11 protein-coding genes are annotated in these 20170 nt (G+C 36.4%); 4 read left to right on the top strand and 7 right to left on the bottom strand.

Translation table 11 applies throughout. From position 1 onward, the window contains the following. Positions 1 to 73: 73 nt before the first annotated feature. The 7 genes from ACTF54_RS07915 to ACTF54_RS07885 form a co-directional block, all read right to left on the bottom strand. Positions 74 to 1501, bottom strand: a complete 1428-nt coding sequence (locus ACTF54_RS07915) for an alpha-amylase family glycosyl hydrolase (protein ID WP_347196536.1) — start codon at positions 1499 to 1501, stop codon at positions 74 to 76. A 58-nt stretch (positions 1502 to 1559) separates the two neighbouring features. Continuing rightward, the gene (locus ACTF54_RS07910; protein ID WP_438969110.1) at positions 1560 to 3899 is read right to left on the bottom strand and encodes an alpha-amylase family glycosyl hydrolase; all 2340 of its coding nucleotides are present in this window, start codon (positions 3897 to 3899) and stop codon (positions 1560 to 1562) included. Positions 3900 to 3975: 76 nt separating this feature from the next. Continuing rightward, the gene (locus ACTF54_RS07905) at positions 3976 to 5865 is read right to left on the bottom strand and encodes an alpha-amylase family glycosyl hydrolase (protein WP_438969109.1); all 1890 of its coding nucleotides are present in this window, start codon (positions 5863 to 5865) and stop codon (positions 3976 to 3978) included. Between the two features lie 3 nt (positions 5866 to 5868). Continuing rightward, complete coding sequence (locus ACTF54_RS07900; protein ID WP_438969108.1) at positions 5869 to 8172, bottom strand: glycoside hydrolase family 65 protein; 2304 nt, start codon at positions 8170 to 8172, stop codon at positions 5869 to 5871. After that, positions 8169 to 8831 carry a beta-phosphoglucomutase gene (gene pgmB / locus ACTF54_RS07895; protein ID WP_438969107.1) on the bottom strand — a complete coding sequence of 221 codons (663 nt, stop codon included), beginning with the start codon at positions 8829 to 8831 and terminating at the stop codon, positions 8169 to 8171. Before pgmB ends, ACTF54_RS07900 begins: the two co-directional genes overlap by 4 nt. Beyond that, positions 8832 to 10289 carry an MFS transporter gene (locus tag ACTF54_RS07890; RefSeq protein WP_347196039.1) on the bottom strand — a complete coding sequence of 486 codons (1458 nt, stop codon included), beginning with the start codon at positions 10287 to 10289 and terminating at the stop codon, positions 8832 to 8834. A 122-nt stretch (positions 10290 to 10411) separates the two neighbouring features. After that, positions 10412 to 11431, bottom strand: coding sequence for a LacI family DNA-binding transcriptional regulator (locus tag ACTF54_RS07885; protein ID WP_347196038.1), 1020 nt, complete (start codon positions 11429 to 11431; stop codon positions 10412 to 10414). Positions 11432 to 11621: 190 nt separating this feature from the next. Between ACTF54_RS07885 and ACTF54_RS07880 the strand changes: the two genes are divergently transcribed. From ACTF54_RS07880 to ACTF54_RS07865, 4 genes are all read left to right on the top strand, one after another. Further along, positions 11622 to 14525 carry a SusC/RagA family TonB-linked outer membrane protein gene (locus ACTF54_RS07880; RefSeq protein ID WP_347196037.1) on the top strand — a complete coding sequence of 968 codons (2904 nt, stop codon included), beginning with the start codon at positions 11622 to 11624 and terminating at the stop codon, positions 14523 to 14525. 11 nt (positions 14526 to 14536) lie between these two features. Beyond that, complete coding sequence (locus ACTF54_RS07875; protein ID WP_347196036.1) at positions 14537 to 16126, top strand: RagB/SusD family nutrient uptake outer membrane protein; 1590 nt, start codon at positions 14537 to 14539, stop codon at positions 16124 to 16126. Between the two features lie 16 nt (positions 16127 to 16142). Next, entirely contained in the window at positions 16143 to 17252 is a 1110-nt protein-coding gene (locus ACTF54_RS07870; protein ID WP_347196035.1) for a SusE domain-containing protein, read from the top strand. An 87-nt stretch (positions 17253 to 17339) separates the two neighbouring features. Then, positions 17340 to 20042 (top strand): alpha-amylase family glycosyl hydrolase, encoded by a 2703-nt coding sequence (locus ACTF54_RS07865; protein ID WP_438969106.1) that lies wholly within the window; start codon positions 17340 to 17342, stop codon positions 20040 to 20042. Positions 20043 to 20170: the final 128 nt, after the last annotated feature.

Below are 20170 nucleotides of genomic sequence, written 5' to 3'. Positions count from 1 at the left end.
TGCCGAAATAGGAAAGCCTTTGTAACAATTAATTTTCTAATTGTATCTAACTCGTGCTAAAAATACCTGTGTGTTATTTCGACACTTTTAAGATTCTGTATCCATAAGGTGGAAGGTCTAATCTGTTTTCTTCTGTAAAATCGACAGATCCACCTCTCAATGCATCAGTGAGTCTTCCTTTCATACCATTCACTTTTGGTCTTGATCGGTTTTTTGAAAAATTAGCAACATAGTATACGGTTTCACCATTTTTTTCTCTTTTTATTGCATAAATACTTTCATCATCATTCGTTTTAAGTCTGGTATAAGTGGCTGCATTTTTCCCTCCATTTAACGCTGGATTATTAACTTTAAGCTCTCCTAATTTTTTCAAGAGATCCCAAGTTTTTCCTTTCGTTTTAGGAATTGTATCTTTTTCAAAGAACTTTAAACGGTAATCCATATCATACTCTTGACCAGAATAAATTAATGGCATTCCTGGAATCATGTATGAAAAAGCTAACAAGGTTTGTCCTTTATCACCCATTCTTTCTTTTACAGATCCATTCCATGAATTTTCATCATGATTAGTTATGAAATTCATGAGAATATCGTCTTCTTGGTAGTTCTTTGCATTGCGTTGCATGTATTCATCCCATTTATTTATGGTTGCTGTTCCTTGAGCTAATTCATTCATAATATGGTGTCCTTCCCAATTATATCCCATATCAAAAGCTTCTTTAAAAAGATCTTTTTTCTCACTTTCTGCTAGCATGAGTAATGGTTTTTGATCTTGTAATTCTTTGGTCGCATAATTCCAAAACTCGGTTGGAACCTCATGCGCCACATCGCATCTAAAACCATCAACATCAAATTCAGCGACCCAATACATCATACTCTTAGTCATCACTTCCCATAAATCTCTATTATCATAATTGAGATCTGCGGTATCTGTCCAGTCGGTACCTTCAGGATGCATCATGTTTCCCTTTTCATCCCTTGTGTAAAATTCTGGGTATTTCTCTATCCAGACATTATCCCAACCAGAGTGGTTTGCCACCCAATCCAAAATTACATACATACCATTGTCATGTGCTGTCTGAACTAACTTTGTTAAATCTGCACTGGTCCCTAGATCTGGATTTACTTTTTCATAATCAGCAACTGCATAATAACTACCTAAGTATTTCTCTCTTTCTTTAGGATTTTTAATATCCTCAACAAGCAAATCTCCTTTTGCTTTTCTATTTTTTTCTGAAATAGGAAAAACTGGCATCAACCAGATCACCTTGACACCTAACTCCTTAAGCTGTGGTATATCTTTAGTAAACTCATTAAAAGTTCCTTCTGGTGAATACTGTCTAATGTTTGCCTCATAAATGATAGCGTTTTCCAGATCTTCATCCTGTATAGGCCTGTAATCTTTAATGATGGTTTCTTCAACAACTAATTCTTCTTTATTGTCGTCTTTACAAGCAAAAACTAGACTTAATACTAATAATGCTAAAATGTATTTTTTCATTGATCAATTATTGTGATTATAAATTCTTTTCAAAGTTACTAGTAAATCAATCTTTAGATTACTCTTTTTTAGTTTTCATTTGCAATATCATAAAATTACCAGGCTTTATCTGGATGTTTTTTTCAGTCACGATAGCATTAATTGCGGTTCCGCTTTCGCGAAAGCGATTATTATTTCTAGCCATGTTTAAAATGAGACTTGTTTCATTAAAATAAACGGTTGTTTGCTCTCCAAAATAACTGCGCTGGATCGCTAAAATACCGTCATTTTCTGAGACAATTTTTGTTGTCCCATATAATAAAGACATAGAATTACGTCTTAATTTAACAAGCACTTGCACTAGTTCACACAAGTTTTTTTCACGATCAGAAAGGTTATCAAACTTCATCATCCTGCGGTTATCTGGATCGTTTGCACCTATAGAACCATACTCATCACCATAATAAATAACTGGCACGCCTGGCATAGTCATATTAAACGCCTGCAGCATTCCTAATCTATCGTATGCGGTAGAATCACTCATGACTATATCACGAGTCCAACCGGCTTTTTTTGCGTCTTCATCAAATCTCACATCACCACTTGCATAGCTTATGAACCTTGCGCGGTCTTGATTTCCTGAAATATTACCCATCAAATGATGATGGCCATAATATTCCAATCCTTTTTTTAAGGTTTCTGTCAGGTTTGCATAATCACTATCCGCTTTTGCGAAAGCGGAAACAGCAGCATCATACTGATTAAAATCAAACTGCGCATCTAGCATTCCTGTGCTTACATAGCTTCTAATCAAATCGTAAGAACCGTAAGTTTCTCCTATTTGATAAATAGGCCTGTCGGTATTATTGCGTACTTTTTGAGTCAACGTTCTCCAATAGGCTTCTGGTACGTGTTTAGTCGCATCATGACGGAAACCATCCAGTTTATATTCAGTTACCCAATACAAAGCACTATCGGTCATTTTTTCTACCACTTCTGGTTTAGAAAAATCTAGTGTAGGCATAAAGGTATCAAACCAAGTAGTCAACCGTTGATCGTCCCATCGCTCTGTATTTAAACTTCCATCTTCAAGATATAAGTTAGTCGCCCATTCTGGATGATTTTTATAAACTGGATGCTCTTCATGTACATGATTTGCCACATAATCAAGAATCACATTCATATCGCGATTGTGCGCTTCTTCAATGACCTCTTTCATGAGTTTTTCATCACCAAAACGGTAATCTACTTTAGTATTTGAAACAGGCCAGTAGCCGTGATATCCGCTAAATTTTGTCCTTGGTTCTGGCCATAAACCGTAAGCACCTTCTGGGTTTTGAGTAATAGGCGATAACCAAATGGTGTTGATTCCCATTTCCTCAAAGTAGCCATCATTTATTTTTTCCAACACACCAGCCAGATCGCCACCCATATAATTGGCTGCGGGCAAAATCTCTGGATCTGGAACTGGTTTAGTATTGGATGTGTCGCCATCTAGAAAACGATCTACCATCATAAAGTACAATACTTGAGTATGGAAATCGCTTCTAGCTAGTTTTGTTGGGTCTATTACAACTTGGTTGTCTTGTACTGGAATTAATAGATCGTTTGTGCGGCCATTTTCATCGCTGGCAAAAACGCGTACGAGTTGAGTTTTAGAAATACGGTCAGAGAAGTCTACTTTGGGTAATTGTACTGTATAAGTATTACCATCTTTTTGAGCTTCTATTTTTTGGTTTTCATAAAGAACAACCACGTTGTCTAAACCACCAGTAGATTTAAAAGTAAAACCTTGTTTGAGGATTTCTCCGTAGGATAATTGTGCTGGATTTGCTTTACGGCTGTTATCAATAACACGATTAAAACCGCCCATTCCATTACTAACAACGTTAGGCTCGTTACCTGTTAGTTTTTCTTCATTTCCGCCTTCTAGAAACAGGTACTGAAACTTCCCTTGTGGAACTGTTGCTCGATAAATGATTTTACCGTCAACCACTTCTGTATCTTGAGGTGCCCAATTAGTAAACTCGCCTTTGATTTGGACGTTTTTAAAATTCCCAGAATATGGAATCTCTATTGTTTTACTGGCACTTTTAAAAACAGGAATATCGTTTCTTATTCCACCTGTCCATAGGGTGATATGGGAAAGTGATGGAGCATTTTCTTCAAGAACTATAATTTCAGAATTAAAGTCTGCAGTTTTCATTTCCTTATGAAGGATACCTTTCCCGTAGGAAATGCTATCAATAGATTCTGTGTTTGAAATATAATCAGAGAATAACACTTTGGTATCACCTTGATTTGCATAAACGGGCGTAGTCATCACCTCGATAACACTGGCTTTTGCTAACTCCTCTTCTTTTTTAGTATCGCAGCTTATCATTGAAATGATGATAAGTAAGCTTAGTAGTTTTTTCATTTATATGTTATTTCTTGTGTCGTTATCAAACTCATAAGACATCTCAAGTCTTTTGAGGTCTGATGGTCACTTTTTTTTAAAAACTATATTCAATCACCATACTCGTTTTCCCATCCACCTTTAACTTTCCTCTTAAACTTAGTTTTTTATCAGTTAAGATATCTGTTCCTTCTTTTGCGGTGTAAATACCTTCTTTAAAACGATTCAAATCTAAAGTTACTGACCCTGGATTATTGTTGATCACCACCATCACACGACTGTCTTTATCATACCTAAAATACACATAACAATTGTTCTCGGGAACATACTGAAGTAATTTGCCCTGATGAAGTACTTCTTTATTCTTTCTGTAATTGAGTAATTTTTTAGTGAAGTCTTGATAAGCTTTTTGCTCTTTTGTTGGTTGATCAAATGCGTTTACAGCATCGCCTTGCCAGCCACCAGGAAAATCTCTACGTATATCGCCATCTCCATCCGTGTCTCTATTTCCACCCATTCCTATTTCATCACCGTAATACAATTGTGGAATTCCTCTAGTGGTTAAAACTAAAGTCATGGCTAGTTTGTATTTGGCAAGGTTACCGTTATACAATCCGTTGCCGTTGATGCGATTGGTATCGTGGTTTCCTGCAAATACTAAGATGTTGTCGATATCTGGATACAAGAAGTCATTGACAAAATTCTCATACACCTTTGACATTCCTTTGTCCCAGCCTTGTTCATTTTCATTAAAAGCGCTCATAATAGCATCATGCAAAGTAAAATCCATAACACTAGGTAAATGTGTATTGTAATCTTGAATAGCGGCAATTTTAGAATCTTTTTGCCAGTAGGCGATTTGCGCTTGATCGTGTAACCATGTTTCTCCTACGATATTGAAATTAGGATATTCGTCCATAATGGCTTTGGTCCATTTTGCAATACCTTCTTTCTCATTATAAGAATACGTATCTACTCGCAAACCGTCTAGTCCAGCATATTCAATCCACCAGATGGTATTCTGAATCAAATAATTTAATGCTAATGGTTCAGTTTGATTGATGTCTGGCATGGTACTTACAAACCAACCTTTTTCTGCATATACAGCATCTTTTCTACTTACGTTAGGATCCATTTGTGTGGTTTGTCGGTAAGAAGAGTTAGCATATCCAGCAACTGGAAAGTTCTTACCATTATTATCATCAAACTGATGGATCCATGTTTGTGTAGGTAAATCTTTCATCATCCAGTGCGTTGCGCCCCAATGATTGGTCACATAATCCATGATCAATTTCATATCACGTTTATGCAACTCATCGCCTAATCTTTTATAATCAGAATTAGTTCCATAACGAGGATCGATTTTGTACAAATCACTTTGTGCATAAGTATGATAGGAATAGCGTGCGTCATTATCTTCTAAAAGTGGTGTACTCCAGATTGCTGTTGCTCCTAACTCATCGATATAATCTAGATGATCGATAATTCCTTGAATATCGCCACCATGACGGCCACCTTTAAAATCTCGATTTACTTTTTCTATCGTGTCATCTGTACTGTCGTTTGATGGATCGCCATTTGCAAAACGGTCTGGCATGATTAGGTAAATCGCATCGCTAGAGTCAAAACCTTTTCTATGTCTTGAATCTGACTCTCTTTTTTTTAGCTCAAAAGTTACAACCTCAGGATCAACGGCTAATTCATGTCTAAAAAATAAATCATACTTGCCTGGCGTCGCATTTTTTGTTTCAACTGTTATAAATAAATAATTTGAATTCTCTGTTTTTCTTACAGACAAAATCTCAAGGTCAGATCGAAACTCAGAAGCCAAACCTATTTTTTCTCCATATAACATTACCTCAACCTGCGAATGCTCCATTTCTGCCCACCAAAAAGGCGGTTCTATTCTCTCTATAGATTGTGCAGTTACCGCTTTCGCGAAAGCGAAACAAACCGCTATACCTAAAATAATAGACAGTTTTTTCATAGTTTATGCATTGACCATTTGAGGTTCTAAAGTAATATGCTCGCCATTCAAAATAATATCCTGAGGCAGATCACCCTCGAGTGTTACTTTAGTACCAAAATTAGAAACATGAACGTCTAAAATCTGATTTCTGAAGTTAATTTTGAAACTAAATCCGTCCCATTGTTTAGGAAGTTTGGTAGTGAAACTAGGTTTATCATCAATGATTTTTAAGCCACCAAAACCTTCTACAATACTCATCCAGGTTCCTGCCATACTTGTAATATGACAGCCTTCTTCTACTTCTTTGTTATAATCATCTAGATCGAGACGTGAGGTTCTTAAGTAAAACTCGTAAGCTTGATCCATACGGTCTAATTTTGCCGCTTGAATACTGTGAACGCATGGAGATAGTGAACTTTCATGAACGGTAAGTGGCTCATAAAAGTCAAAGTTTTTTGCTAATTCTTCCTTACTAAAGTGATCTTCAAAAAAGTAAAAACATTGAAGAACATCAGCTTGTTTTATATAACAACTTCTAAGAATACGATCCCAGGACCATTTTTGATTGATAGGTCGTTGCTCTGCTGAAAGGTCATTTACTGGAATTATTTCTTTATCTAAAAATGCATCTTGTTGTAAATAAACGCCCAGTTGTTCATCAAACGGCTCGTACATATTATCAGCGACTTCTTTCCATGCGCTGATCTCTTGATCTGCCAGTTCTGTCTTTGCAATGATTCTATCGTAATCTGCTTTATGGTCAGCTTTTACTTTGTTGATATTTTCAACAGCGTAATTGATGCACCATTTTGCTAGATAGTTTGTGTACCAGTTGTTATTTACGTTATTTTCATATTCATTAGGACCAGTAACTCCTAGAATCATATATTTATTAGCTCGTTGCGAATAGGTCGCGCGCTGGTGCCAGAATTTTGCTATAGCAATCATCACCTCTAGTCCCATTTCTGGAATGTAGCTGTAGTCGCCCGTATATCTTACATAGTTGTAAATGGCAAAAACCATGGCGCCATTACGGTGAATTTCTTCAAAGGTAATTTCCCACTCGTTGTGAGATTCTTCTCCATTCATGGTAACCATAGGATATAGAGCAGCTCCAGAAGAAAATCCTAGTTTCCCAGCATTCTCAACGGCCTTGTCTAGCTGCTCATATCTATATCTTAATAAATTACGTGCTACCTGTTGATCTTTAGTAGCCATGTAGAATGGAATACAATAAGCTTCTGTATCCCAATAGGTAGAACCTCCATATTTCTCTCCTGTAAAACCTTTCGGTCCAATGTTAAGACGAGAATCCTTACCTGAATAAGTTTGATTCAATTGGAAAATATTAAAACGGATCCCTTGCTGTGCTTTAAGATCACCATCAATTGTAATATCTGCCATGGCCCAAATTTGCGCCCATGAGTCTGCTTGCAATTTAAGCAAAGTTTCATAACCTTTTTCTGTTGCTTGCTGTAAAACTGATTTTGCTGCAATAAAAAGGTCGTTTGAATCATGGTTAAGACTTGATGTATAACCAGCATACTTTCTAAGAGTCACGCTTTCACCTTGAGCGATATCGCAACCAGCATGGTGTCTTATAACGGTATTATTCTGATCAAAATGGTCTGCATATTGAACATGCTCACCATTTTTCAATAATTCAGACTGCATGAATGTGGCAACGTAAAAGTTGGTTTTATTGGTACGACTGCGTACTAAACCCTGATGATCATCAGAGATCAACTCTTCTATTTCCCAAAATGCATCATCCCAGTTGGTATCTTCATTTGTTATTCCAGCATCAATATACGGCTGGAAAGTAATTTTAATATCACCTCTTACCGCCGTTACTTGGTAATTAATTACTGCAAGCTCATCTATTTCTAGACTCATAAATCTGCGAGCAACAACTTTAATAGCTTTTTCATCAGAAAAGTGAGCTACAAATGAACGTTCATACCAGCCTTCTTTCATATTCAACTCGCGACGGTAATCTGTCACCTGGCGTATTGTTGCTAGATCTAGTTCTTCTCCGTCCACAAAAACATCAATTCCTATAAAATTAGGAGCGTTTAAAACCTTGGCAAAATACTCTGGATATCCATTCTTCCACCATCCTACTCTGGTCTTATCTGGATAATAGACTCCAGCAACATAACTTCCTTGAAATGTTTCTCCTGTATATTTTTCTTCAAAATTTGCTCGTTGCCCCATGGCACCATTTCCTATAGAAAAAAGGCTCTCACTAGATTTTACTTGAGACGGCTTCCATCCTTCTTCAATTATAGACCATGCATTGGGTATGATATATTCTTGATTCATTTCTTCTTACTTAATAATGTGTTGATATAATCGTTAGGCATGTCTGTAAAGTACTCAAATACTTCATCTGCCTCGTGTAATATTTCTTGTTCTCCTAATCCTATAGAGATCATTCCCGCTTTGTTTGCAGCTTGAACCCCTGCAACGCTATCTTCAAAAACAATACTTTCTTGTGCTTGATATCCTAATTGATTGCAAGCACTTAAAAAAACTTCTGGATCTGGTTTTGCCTTAGTTACGTTAGTTCCATCAACGATAACTTCAAACAAGTTTTTGATGCCTAATTTTTCTAAAATAGGTCTTGCATTTTTACTTGCACTACCCAAAGCAATAGGCTGCTGTCTTTGTTGTAACCTGAGAAGAAAGTCATGGACACCTGGCATAATATCACTAGTACTTAACGTACTGATTAGTTCTAGGTATTCTTCGTTTTTCTGGTCCATCTTAGACTGAAAAACTTCTGGAGAAATTTCTTTATTTCCCCATTCAAGTATTTTCTTCAAAGAATTGACACGTGAGACTCCTTTTAATTGTTCGTTTTCTACCTCGGTAAAATTAATATCTAGAGAAGCTGCAAGTCGTTGCCAGGCAATGAAGTGAAACTTTGCTGTATCCACAATTACTCCATCTAGATCAAATATGAATGCTTTTTTAATCATTTACTCGTTTGTGATAGGAGGCTGATATGTAATAGCCTTTTTATTTGTAATTAATAAATTTGAAAATGCAGCAATAATTAAGAAAATCCCTGCGATAGTCATCGCATGAATGGACTCTTCTCCTATTAAATTGTGTAATAATACTACACCACCAACGGCTGCAATAATTTGAGGGATAACAATAAACATATTGAAAACGCCCATTATCAAACCCATTTTTGAAGATTCTACAGAACTAGAAAGCATGGCATAAGGCATGGATAAAATACTACCCCAAGCAATACCTATCAAACCAAATGAAATATACAAGTTGTCTGGATTCCCTGGACTATAAAACATATACAAAAAGCCAGCTGCTCCTGCGAGTAAACTACCCATATGTATATATTTCCTATTAATAGAATTGTATGCAGTATAAAATGTCAGTAATAAAGCAAACACCATAGAGGTCAGCCCATAAATTCCCATTTTCGAACCTACATCATCACTAGCTTCATTATAGGCTTTATCTAACTTTTTATAATTTGCTTTTGCAGTATCGCTTAAGAAAAGTAATTCACCATTCTCATTTGTCTTTGCTATTTCTTCTCCTTCACTGTTAGTCGTTAATTGTGCATATTCAATAGCATCTGGTTTTGGCGCACTGTATATATGACTAGTTAATGCAGGATTTGCAAGGGTCCACATAGCAAAAAATGCAAACCATGAAAAAAACTGAACTACACCTAGTTTCTTCATAATGGTCGGCATAAGTGCATAAGTTCCCAGAATTGTTTCCAGCATTCCTTTTTTCTCTTCAGGCTCTCCTGCATCATCAAATGCAGCAGTTTCTTCTGGAGAATACTCTTTAGTTGTAAAAATCGTTACAAGAATTGAAGTAAAGAAAACAAAAGCACCAACTCCAAAAGCAACCTTCACAGAATCTGGAACCACACCAGGCGCTGCTTCATTAGAAATTTCTAACGTGTTATTTACCCATTTAGGAAGGTTACTTGCGACCCATGTTCCTACACCTATTATTAAGGTTTGTACTACAAAACCATAGCTGCGTTGTGATTCTGGCAGTTTATCTGCTACTAACGCACGGAAAGGTTCCATCGAGATATTAATGGAAGCATCGAGAACTAATAATAATCCGGCTGCCATCCATACCTCAGAAGAATATGGCATAAAAAGTAACGCAATAGAACTAAGAATAGCACCTATCAAAAAGAAAGGACGTCTTCTTCCTAAGGTTTTGTGCCAGGTATTATCACTGAGGTAACCTATAATAGGCTGTACAATAAGTCCCGCAAGCGGTGCCGCAATCCAAAGCAGCGGGATCTCAGATTCATCTGCTCCTAGAGTTTCAAAAATACGTGACATAGTTGAGCCCTGTAGGGCAAAACCGAATTGAATACCAAGAAATCCGAAACTCATGTTCCAAATATCCCAGAAACCTAACTTAGGTTTTTGCATATCGTTATTATTTTAATGACGATAAGCCTTATGGCTTATCAAAACTTATAGTGTGTGAAGAAGATAAGCTTTGATTTTATTGATAAATATAAAATAAATATCGATAGTGTAAAATTATAAATTTATGGCGTAGATTCCCTTTCTATTAAGGATGTTTTTACGATAACGGTTTCGTAACTTTCATTCTCATGATCTTTAGATTCTAATTTCTCTATAAGTTTTGCAGCAGCAATTCCTCCCATTTCTTCACCTTTCTGACCTATTGTTGTTAATGTAGGACTGGCATATTTAGAAAGAATACCATCTGTAAAAGCGACTATTGCTACATCTTCAGGAATACTTTTACCGTGTTTTTGTAGCGCCTTACTAGCCGTTACCGCAAAAAGCTCGTTTACCGCTACTAAAGCATCGAACTCGTTATTTACCACAAAGTTTTCTATATCATTCTCGCAGTGGTCGATATCTTCTATTTTCAAATACTGATAATCCTCCACTTCAAAACCACGCTGCTGTAAGGCTTCTTTAAAACCTTGTGAACGCAATCTACCTACATTTACATAATCTACGGTGCTTATAATCCCTAATTTTTTCTTTCCCTTTCTAAGCAAGAACTCTGCAGCTGCGTGACCAGCGGCAACATCATCGATAATGACTTTATCACATGGGATATCGTTAGACACACGATCAAACATGACAATAGGCATTCCTTGATTTGCCACTTCTCTTAAATGATGAAAATCCTGTTTTTCCATTGTTTCCTTGGAAAGACTCATAATAAATCCATCTATACTTCCATTAGCGAGCATTTCCATATTTACTACTTCTTTATCAAAGCTTTCTCCAGATAAAGTAATAATCACTTGATATCCTTTTTCATTTGCTACTCGTTCAACACCAGAAATAACGGTTGCGAAAAAATGATGCACAATCTCAGGAATGATGATTCCTATCTTTTTAGTTTTCTGATTTTTTAAACTTAAGGCGATACTATTAGGCTTATAATTAAACTCTTTTGCATATTCTTTAATCTTATCTCGAGTCTCTGCACTGATCTCGTGAGAATCCCTTAAAGCTTTAGAAACAGTTGAAATAGAGACTTTTAAGTCTTTTGCAATTTTCTTTAATGTAATTTTTTGAGCCATTTTAAATTAGATTGTCAGATAGTATTTGTCTCGCTTTCGCGAAAGTGAAGATAATACAAAATAATAGTACGAATTGCCGAAAACGTTTTCGTAGAATCTATTCCCGAAATGGATTTCTTAACATTTACTTTACATAATTTAGCAGCCGTGTGAGAAGAAGAGAACACTAACAATTAATTAAATCAATAAAATGAATCAAAAATTCAAAACAGTTTTACTGTTATTTTTATTACCGTTTTTTGCATTTGCACAAAGTGTAATTACTGGTACAGTATATGAATCTAACGGCTTACCGGCTTTAGGAGCAACTGTGTCTGTAAAGGGAACTTCAAACGGTACGTCAACAGATTTTGACGGAAAATACACTTTAAACAATGTTCCTGATAACGCCATAATCGTTATTTCTTTTATTGGGTATACCACTCAAGAAATACCTTTAAATGGTCAAACGGTTATTAATGTTACTCTTCAAGAAGATGCATCAGAATTAGACACTATCGTTCTAATAGGATACGGTAGTACGACAAAGGAAAATGTTACAGCAGCTCAAACTACTGTAAAAGCTGAAGAGTTTAATAAAGGAGCGATTGTATCACCTGGTCAATTACTTGCTGGTAAAGCGGCTGGTGTGCAGGTAACTGCCGCTACAGGACGTCCAGGCGATGGACCTCGTATTAGAGTAAGAGCTGGATCCACCTTAAGTGCAAATGCAGATCCTTTGTATGTGGTAGACGGAATCCCTTTAGATGCTACTAATGCAAACCTTAATACCATCAACCCAGCAGAAATTGAAAGCTTTACCATTTTAAAGGATGCGAGCGCAACCGCTATTTACGGTAACAGAGCTTCTAATGGTGTTATCTTAATCACCACGAAGAAAGGTAAACTAAGTAGCGATCTACAAATTGGGTACAACGTTCAATTTGCGATCGATAATAATACAGATCGTTTAGATGTGTTGACTGGTGATGAATTTAGAGCTTTAATAAATGAAGTAGGCTCTCCAGAGGATATTGCTTTATTGGGAACAGCGAATACAGACTGGCAAAATGAAATTTATCAAACCGCTACTCGAGCTATTCATAATATCACTTTACAAAAAGGATACGAAAACACCGCGATAAGAGCTAACATAGGATATACAAATCAAAATGGAACACTAAGATCATCTGGTTACGAAAGAGCTAGTTTAAACGCTAGTGTAATTCAGAATCTTTTAAATAATGATTTGAAAATTACATTAACCGTGCAAGGAGCCCTCGAAGAAGTACGTAGTGCAGATGAAGGAGCAATAGGTGCAGCTATAGACTTTGATCCAACACAACCAATATTTGATGCAAATGGGCCTAATGGCTTCTTTGAATACTTTCAAGGCAATGGAACAATTAGCAACCTTGCACCTCGCAACCCACTAGGTCTATTAGAAAGTTTAAATGCTGAGACAGACAACAATCAAATTCGAACCACATTACAAGCAGATTATAAAATTCCTGGTGTGGAAGGTTTAAAATTTAACGGTACAGTAGGTATTGATTATAATGAATTTGATTCATTTTCGAATAGACTGCCTAACTCTGGAGTAGGGTTAACAACCGGAGCCTTAAGATCAAGCTCTAACGGATTAAGAATAAACCAGCTAATAAACGGTCGTTTTGATTACAAAAAAGAGTTGACAAGCATAGAGTCTACACTAGACTTAACTGTAGGTAGTAGTTTGCAAGCGTTTAGAAGAGAAAGCACTAGCTTTAGTCAAGATAACACTGGTGTTTCTATTGATCCATTTGAAGCATTTAATGAAAACAGACTAGTATCATTATTTGGTAGAGCTTCTATTGATATTAAAGACTTATTAGTTCTTTCTGCAAGTATCTCTAGAGATGGAACCTCTAGGTTTTCTCCTGAGAATAGATGGGGAACTTTCGGAGGAGCAAGTGCAGCCCTAAAATTAACGAATACAGATTTCATACAGAACAGTGGTTTTGTTTCACAGTTGAAACTAAGGGGTGGATTTGGTGTAACAGGACAGCAGGAAATTGGACAAGACTTTTTATTCATTCCTCGTTCTACTCCTAGTAATGCACAAGCTCAAGTTCAGATAGGAAATCAGTTTTTCACAACACTGAGACCGGAATTAACTACTGATTTAAAATGGGAAGAAACTACTCAATATAACGTAGGGTTAGATTATGGCTTCTTTAATGACATATTAACCGGTTCTATTGATGTATATACCAGAGACACAAAAGATCTTCTTCAATTTGGACCTTTAGCAGCTGGTTCTCTTGGAAATTTTGCTTTACAAAATGTAGGCGCCACAAGAAGTAGAGGTATTGAGCTTGGAGCAAATGTACAATTGATTCAAAGTGAAAATATAAATTGGAATGTAAGCGGTAACTTAACCTTTAACGAAATTGAAATTACCGACCTTTCATTGGGTACTAATGATGCACCAGTACCACAAACTCCAGTAGGAGGCGCAGGTTTCAATAACTTCATACAAGAATGGGCCGTTGGTGCAGACCCAACTTCTTTCGTAGTTTATAGACAAGTTTATGACAATGATGGAAGACCAATTGACGGTGTTTTTGTTGATAGGAATGGAGATAATGTTATTAACAGTGAAGATCGAGTTCGTTACAAAAAAGGAAATCCAGATGCATTTTTTGGGTTCACATCAAATTTTAATTACAAGAAATTCGATATGAGCTTCACCTTAAGAGGCGCTGTTGGTGGCTATAATTACAATAATGTAAGAGCAGCAAGAGAAAATGCAGATGCTCTTACCGAAAATGCTGGTGACTGGTTGAATAATTCTACATCAGGAATTTTAGATAACACATTTCAAAGTGCTCCACTAAACTTATTATTTTCTAGTGAGTATATAGAAAAATCTGACTTTATTAGACTAGATAACCTGTCGTTAGGATATACCTTTAACACCGACAGTATAGATGTAAGAGCTTCAGTAACAGGAACAAACCTTTTTGTAATAACTGATTATAGTGGTCTTGATCCAGAAATAGGAAATGGAGTCGATGGTGCTATTTTCCCAAGAAGTAGAGGTGTTATTTTTGGTCTAAACTTTCAATTTTAAAATAAAAGCAAATGAAAATATACAAATCAATATTAGTATTATTCCTTGCAGCTACGGTATTTGTTGCTTGTGAAGATGTTCTTGAACTAGAGCCAGAAGGAAATACTTCAAATGAAGCCCTTGATAGTTTAGAAGCTTTTCAAGAAAGATGGGCAAAGCTCTATGCAGGGCTTATTATTGGCGGTCAACAAGGTGGTGATGGTAGTGCAGATATTCAAGGAATAGATGGAGGTTTTTCTAATTATGGACGTTTATTCTGGAAACTACAAGAATTAACTACAGATGAAGCCATCATAGCATGGAATGATGGAACAATCAAAGATCTTCATTGGCAAAACTGGACACCTGACAACGAATTTATTGCAGCCATGTTTGCTCGTTTAAGTTATCAAGTGACTCTTAATAATGCGTTCTTGAGAGAAACAACTGATGCCGCTTTGTCAAATGCTGGACTATCTGATGAGGATGCTAATATAGTGCGCAGCTACAGAAGTGATGCTCGTTTTCTAAGAGCATATTCTTATTATCATGGATTAGACCTTTTTGGAACTATGCCGTTTACTACAGAGAACACAGCTGCAGATGGATCTGAACTTCCAGCTTATATCTCTCGTACAGAGCTTTTTGAATATGTAGAGTCAGAATTACTTGACATTCTTGACGATCTTCCTGCGGGAAGAGGTAGTGAGTATGGAAGGGTTAGTGAAGGTGCTGCACAAATGTTACTAGCTAAACTATATCTAAATGCTGAGGTTTACACAGGCACACCTAGATATACAGAAGCACTTACTTACGTAAACGCATTAATAAATCAAGGATACTCTATAGATACTAATTTAAGTTATCAATCTCTTTTTCTTGCAGATAATGATAGTAACGGAGCTCAAAATGAATTTATCTGGACCCTTAATTATGATGGTGATAATACTCAAACCTTTGGTGGTACTACGTTTTTATCTCATGCGCCTGTTGGCGGATCAATGGATCCTAGTGCTTATGGACTAGATGCTGGTTGGGGTGGAATACGCACGACACCAGAATTTGTAGAGCTTTTCCCGAATGAAGAAAATTCTTCTGATACAAGAGAGAATTTTTATACTGACGGACAAACAAAGAGTATTGCTGATGTGGGAGCATTTACCGATGGTTTTGCTATTGTTAAGTTTCAAAACATAGCGTCTGATGGAACACCTGGAGTAAATCCTACTTTTGTAAGTACCGATATGCCTGTCTTTAGACTAGCTGATGCTTATTTAATGTACGCTGAAATAGTAGCCCGTGGCGCTGGTGGAGACGCAGCAACAGCTGTAGGATACATCAATACCCTTAGAGAAAGAGCCTATAGAAATACCAATAACGGTATAACTGCGACAGACCTAACTCTTGATTTTATTTTAGCAGAAAGAGCAAGAGAATTACATTGGGAAGGACATAGACGTCAAGACCTTATAAGGTTCAATCAATTTACATCTAATGGTATCTGGGAATGGAAAGGAAATGTACAAAATGGAACGACTACTCCTTCCTTCAGAAATTTATTCCCAATTCCTACTACAGAACTTAATTTAAATTCAAATCTCATCCAGAATCCTGGATATTAATATTAAAACAAACAAAATGAAAAAGTTTTCAATTTTAATGTTGTCTTTTCTAGCGATTGCGACAACTATTTCTTGTGATGATAATGATGAAGAATTACTTATCGGACAAGCAGAAGGTCAACTTCAATTTAAATCTACAGCAGCTACTTCTTACCTTCTAACCTTTGAAACAAAGGACAACCTTGCAGAAAGATTGGTTTGGGAAACTGTGAGTTTTGACACGCCCATATCAATCACTTATGAAGTACAAGCTTCTACGGACGCATCTAACTTTGATGATGCCTTAACAATAACAAGCACCAACGGAGATAGTGCAGATTTAAGTGTTGAAAGATTAAATGAAGTTGCTGCCGAATTAGGTTTGACTCCATTTACACAGGCAAATATCGCCATGCGTATAAAAGGAACAACAGCAGATGTTTCTATGGAAGCACTTTTATCTGATGTACTTGTATTGCCAGTAACTCCTTATACTACAGATAGCCCTAAATTATGGGTTCCTGGAAATTATGCAGATTCAAGTGGTTATGGAGCAAACTGGTCACCGGATGATGCAGAAACTCCATTCCTAGAAGCAGTAGAATTTGGTAGTACAGAATATGAAGGTTTTATATTCATGAGCAATGCGAGTCCAGAATTTAAGTTCACACCGACAGATGTTAACTTTGATGGTGCATTCGGTGATGGTGGTGCAGGAATGCTATCTAATGATGGTGGTGCAGGAAACCTAACGGTGCCTGCTGCTGGATACTATTATATTACTGTAAATACAGATCCTAATGGAGATGGAGATTTTTCTGACGCAACATGGGAAGCTACTCCAAGAGTTTGGGGTATAATCGGTGCAGCAACAACGCCTTCAAATGCAGCAGGTTGGGGAGACGAACTTGACATGACGTATGATCCTGCTTCAAAAGTTTGGAGCGTTGAATTAGACATGATTGCAGATGAATTTAAATTCAGAGCTCAGCAATGGAATCCAAATGAATATAACTTCGGTATCAACGGCGATGGGGAACTTGAGTTTAATGCTGGAAATATAAGTGTAGGAACCGCTGGTCGCTACAGAGTAGAATTAGACCTAAGCACACCTAGAGCTTATACTTATTCTCTTACAGCTATTTAATTTCAAACTTGATTGAAGGGCTGCTTAATTATGCAGCCCTTTTTTTTGCTTTAAACTCATGCTATGAAAAACTTTACTCTCTGTATAATGGCTTTTATATTTGGCGCTTTCGCGAAAGCGCAAGTAAGTATAACACCTTCAACAGCAACACAAACAGACCAAGTTACCCTAACCTTTGACGCTACAGGAACAGCATTGGAAAATGTAACAGGAACCTTATATGCGTACACTGGAGTAAATATTAATGGACAGCGATGGCAAAACATTATTGTGCCTTCCTTTACTGAAAATAATGGTGCACCACAATTTGTAAACACTACTGGTAATATATATACGCTAGACCTAGGTACAAGTGTAGAACAGTTTTACAATGTAAGCCCTGGCGATGTAGTTTCAGAAATCTGCCTAGTGGTTAGAAACTCTAGTGCTACAGCGCAAACTAGTCCTGATATATTTATTGATATTTTTCCACCAGGTTTAAATACTACGATTACCTCACCGCAAGATGGGGCAATTTTTAACATTAATGATAACATCACTATAGCAGGTGATTGTTCCCAAAATACAGCACTGACTCTAAGTGTCAATGGCACTAATATAGCAACATCTAACGCGATGTCTATAAGCAGTCCCTATACTTTTGCAGCTTCTGGATCCTACGATATTACTTTTACGGCAAATAACGGTACTGTAAGCTCTAGTGATACCGTAAATGTATTTGTCCCTGGTACAACTCAAAACCTTGCGCGACCTGCTGGCTTAAAAAATGGTGTCAATGAAAACGCTGATGGAAGTGTAACCTTTTTACTTGCAGCACCACTTAAAAATGATGTAGTACTAGTAGGTAGTTTTACAAATTGGAATCTGGACCCGAATTACCAGATGAATAAGGATGGCGACTATTTTTGGATAACTGTACCAGCATCAGAATTTACTGCAAATACAGATTTCATGTATCAGTATTTAGTAGACTTTGAAATCAAAGTGGCAGATCCATACAGCCAGATGATCCTTGACCCTAGCAGTGATCAGTTTATTACAGCTGGAAATTACCCTAATTTACCTGCCTATCCTAACGATGAAACTACAGGCGATGTGACTGTTTACACTTATCAAAACACACCTTATAACTGGACAGTAAACAATTTTGTACGTCCTGATCAAGAAAATTTAGTGATCTATGAACTTCTGGTTAGAGATTTTTCTGAACAAGATAGTTTTCAACAGGTAATTGATCGCATGGATTATTTAGAGACTTTAGGTATAAATGCATTGCAACTTATGCCAGTAAATGAATTTGAAGGTACTGACAGTTGGGGCTACAATCCTAAATTACATGGAGCAATAGATAAGGCTTATGGACCATCAGACAAATTAAAAGAACTAGTAGATTTATGCCATTCTAAAGGCATAGCGGTAATTGTAGATGTAGTTTACAATCACGCTTTCAGTCAAAGCCCTTTATGTCAGATGTGGTGGGATGAAACTAATTTTAGGCCTGCAGCAAACAGTCCTTATATGAATGTTACACCTAGACATGATTTCAATGTAGGATACGATATGAATCATGAAAGTACACTTACTCGTGACTATGTGAAACAAACAGCGATATTTTTAATTGAAGAATTTAGAATAGATGGTTTTAGATGGGACCTTTCTAAAGGGTTTACTCAAAATAATACCTTAGGTAATGTAGCAGCCTGGAATGCTATTGACCAATCCCGAATCAATATTTTGAATGATTACAAAAACACTATCTGGAACGCCACAAGTAACGATATCTATATGATATTAGAGCATCTATCAGATAACAATGAAGAGAAAGTTCTAGCTGATGCAGGTTTCATGTTATGGGGTAAAATGACCGATGAATACAATCAGAATTCTATGGGGTACAATAGCAATACTAATGTTTTTAGGACATATTTTAACTCTAGGAATTTCAATGATCAACACCTTGTTGCTTATGCAGAAAGTCATGATGAACAACGCTTGATGTATAAAAATCTACAATTCGGTAATAATGCAAATGGCTCTCATAATGTGAGAAATTTATCAGTAGCCCTTGATAGACAAGAAGCAATTGCTGCAATTCTATATAGTATTCCTGGTCCTAAAATGCTGTGGCAATTTGGAGAATTAGGTTATGAGTTAGATATAGACTTAAATGGCCGTACTGGTCGTAAACCTATTCCATGGACTCTAGGGTATGATACAGATGCTGATCGCATGGATTTATATGATGTTACAGCTACAATGATTAATTTCAAAACGCTGTATCCTGAAACATTTAATACAATTAATAATAATCTAGATGTTTCTGGACTCGTGAAAAGAATAAACCTTGATGGGCCAGTTTTTGATGCGGTTGTTATTGCAAACTTTAGCATCAATGCACAAACGGTAAATCCTAATTTCTCTCAAACCGGTACATGGTATGATTACTTTGGGAATAACACCGCTGTAAACATAACTAACACTACAGTGCCTATAAGTTTACAACCTGGAGAATATAAGTTGTTTACAACGCAACAACTACAAAATCCTTTGAGTAATGAAGATATCGTTTCCTCCCAATTAATCAAGTTATTTCCTAATCCAACTTCTGATAGTTTTAAATTGTCAGAAGAAATAGATAGCCTTGATATATTTAATGTTTCTGGTCAACTTGTTAAGACTTTCCAACAATCAGAAAATAGGTACCAAATCGAAGACCTTAATACTGGTATCTATTTTGTTAAAATAGTTTCTGGAAATCAAGTACAAGTAGAAAAATTGATAAAAAACTAATTTTCCAATTATTTAGATTGATTTCTTTTAAAAGAAATCAGAGATTAATTTGAGAGCAGTTTATTAATTACGAGGACAACCTTGGTATTATTATATTTAAGTTACAGAAAAGCCTATCTGATGATAGG

It is taken from the genome of Nonlabens sp., from assembly GCF_965657255.1.
Classification (GTDB): Bacteria; Bacteroidota; Bacteroidia; order Flavobacteriales; family Flavobacteriaceae; genus Nonlabens.
The sequence above is the reverse complement of the archived record's forward strand: the minus strand, read 5'-3'. Positions and strand labels throughout refer to the sequence as shown.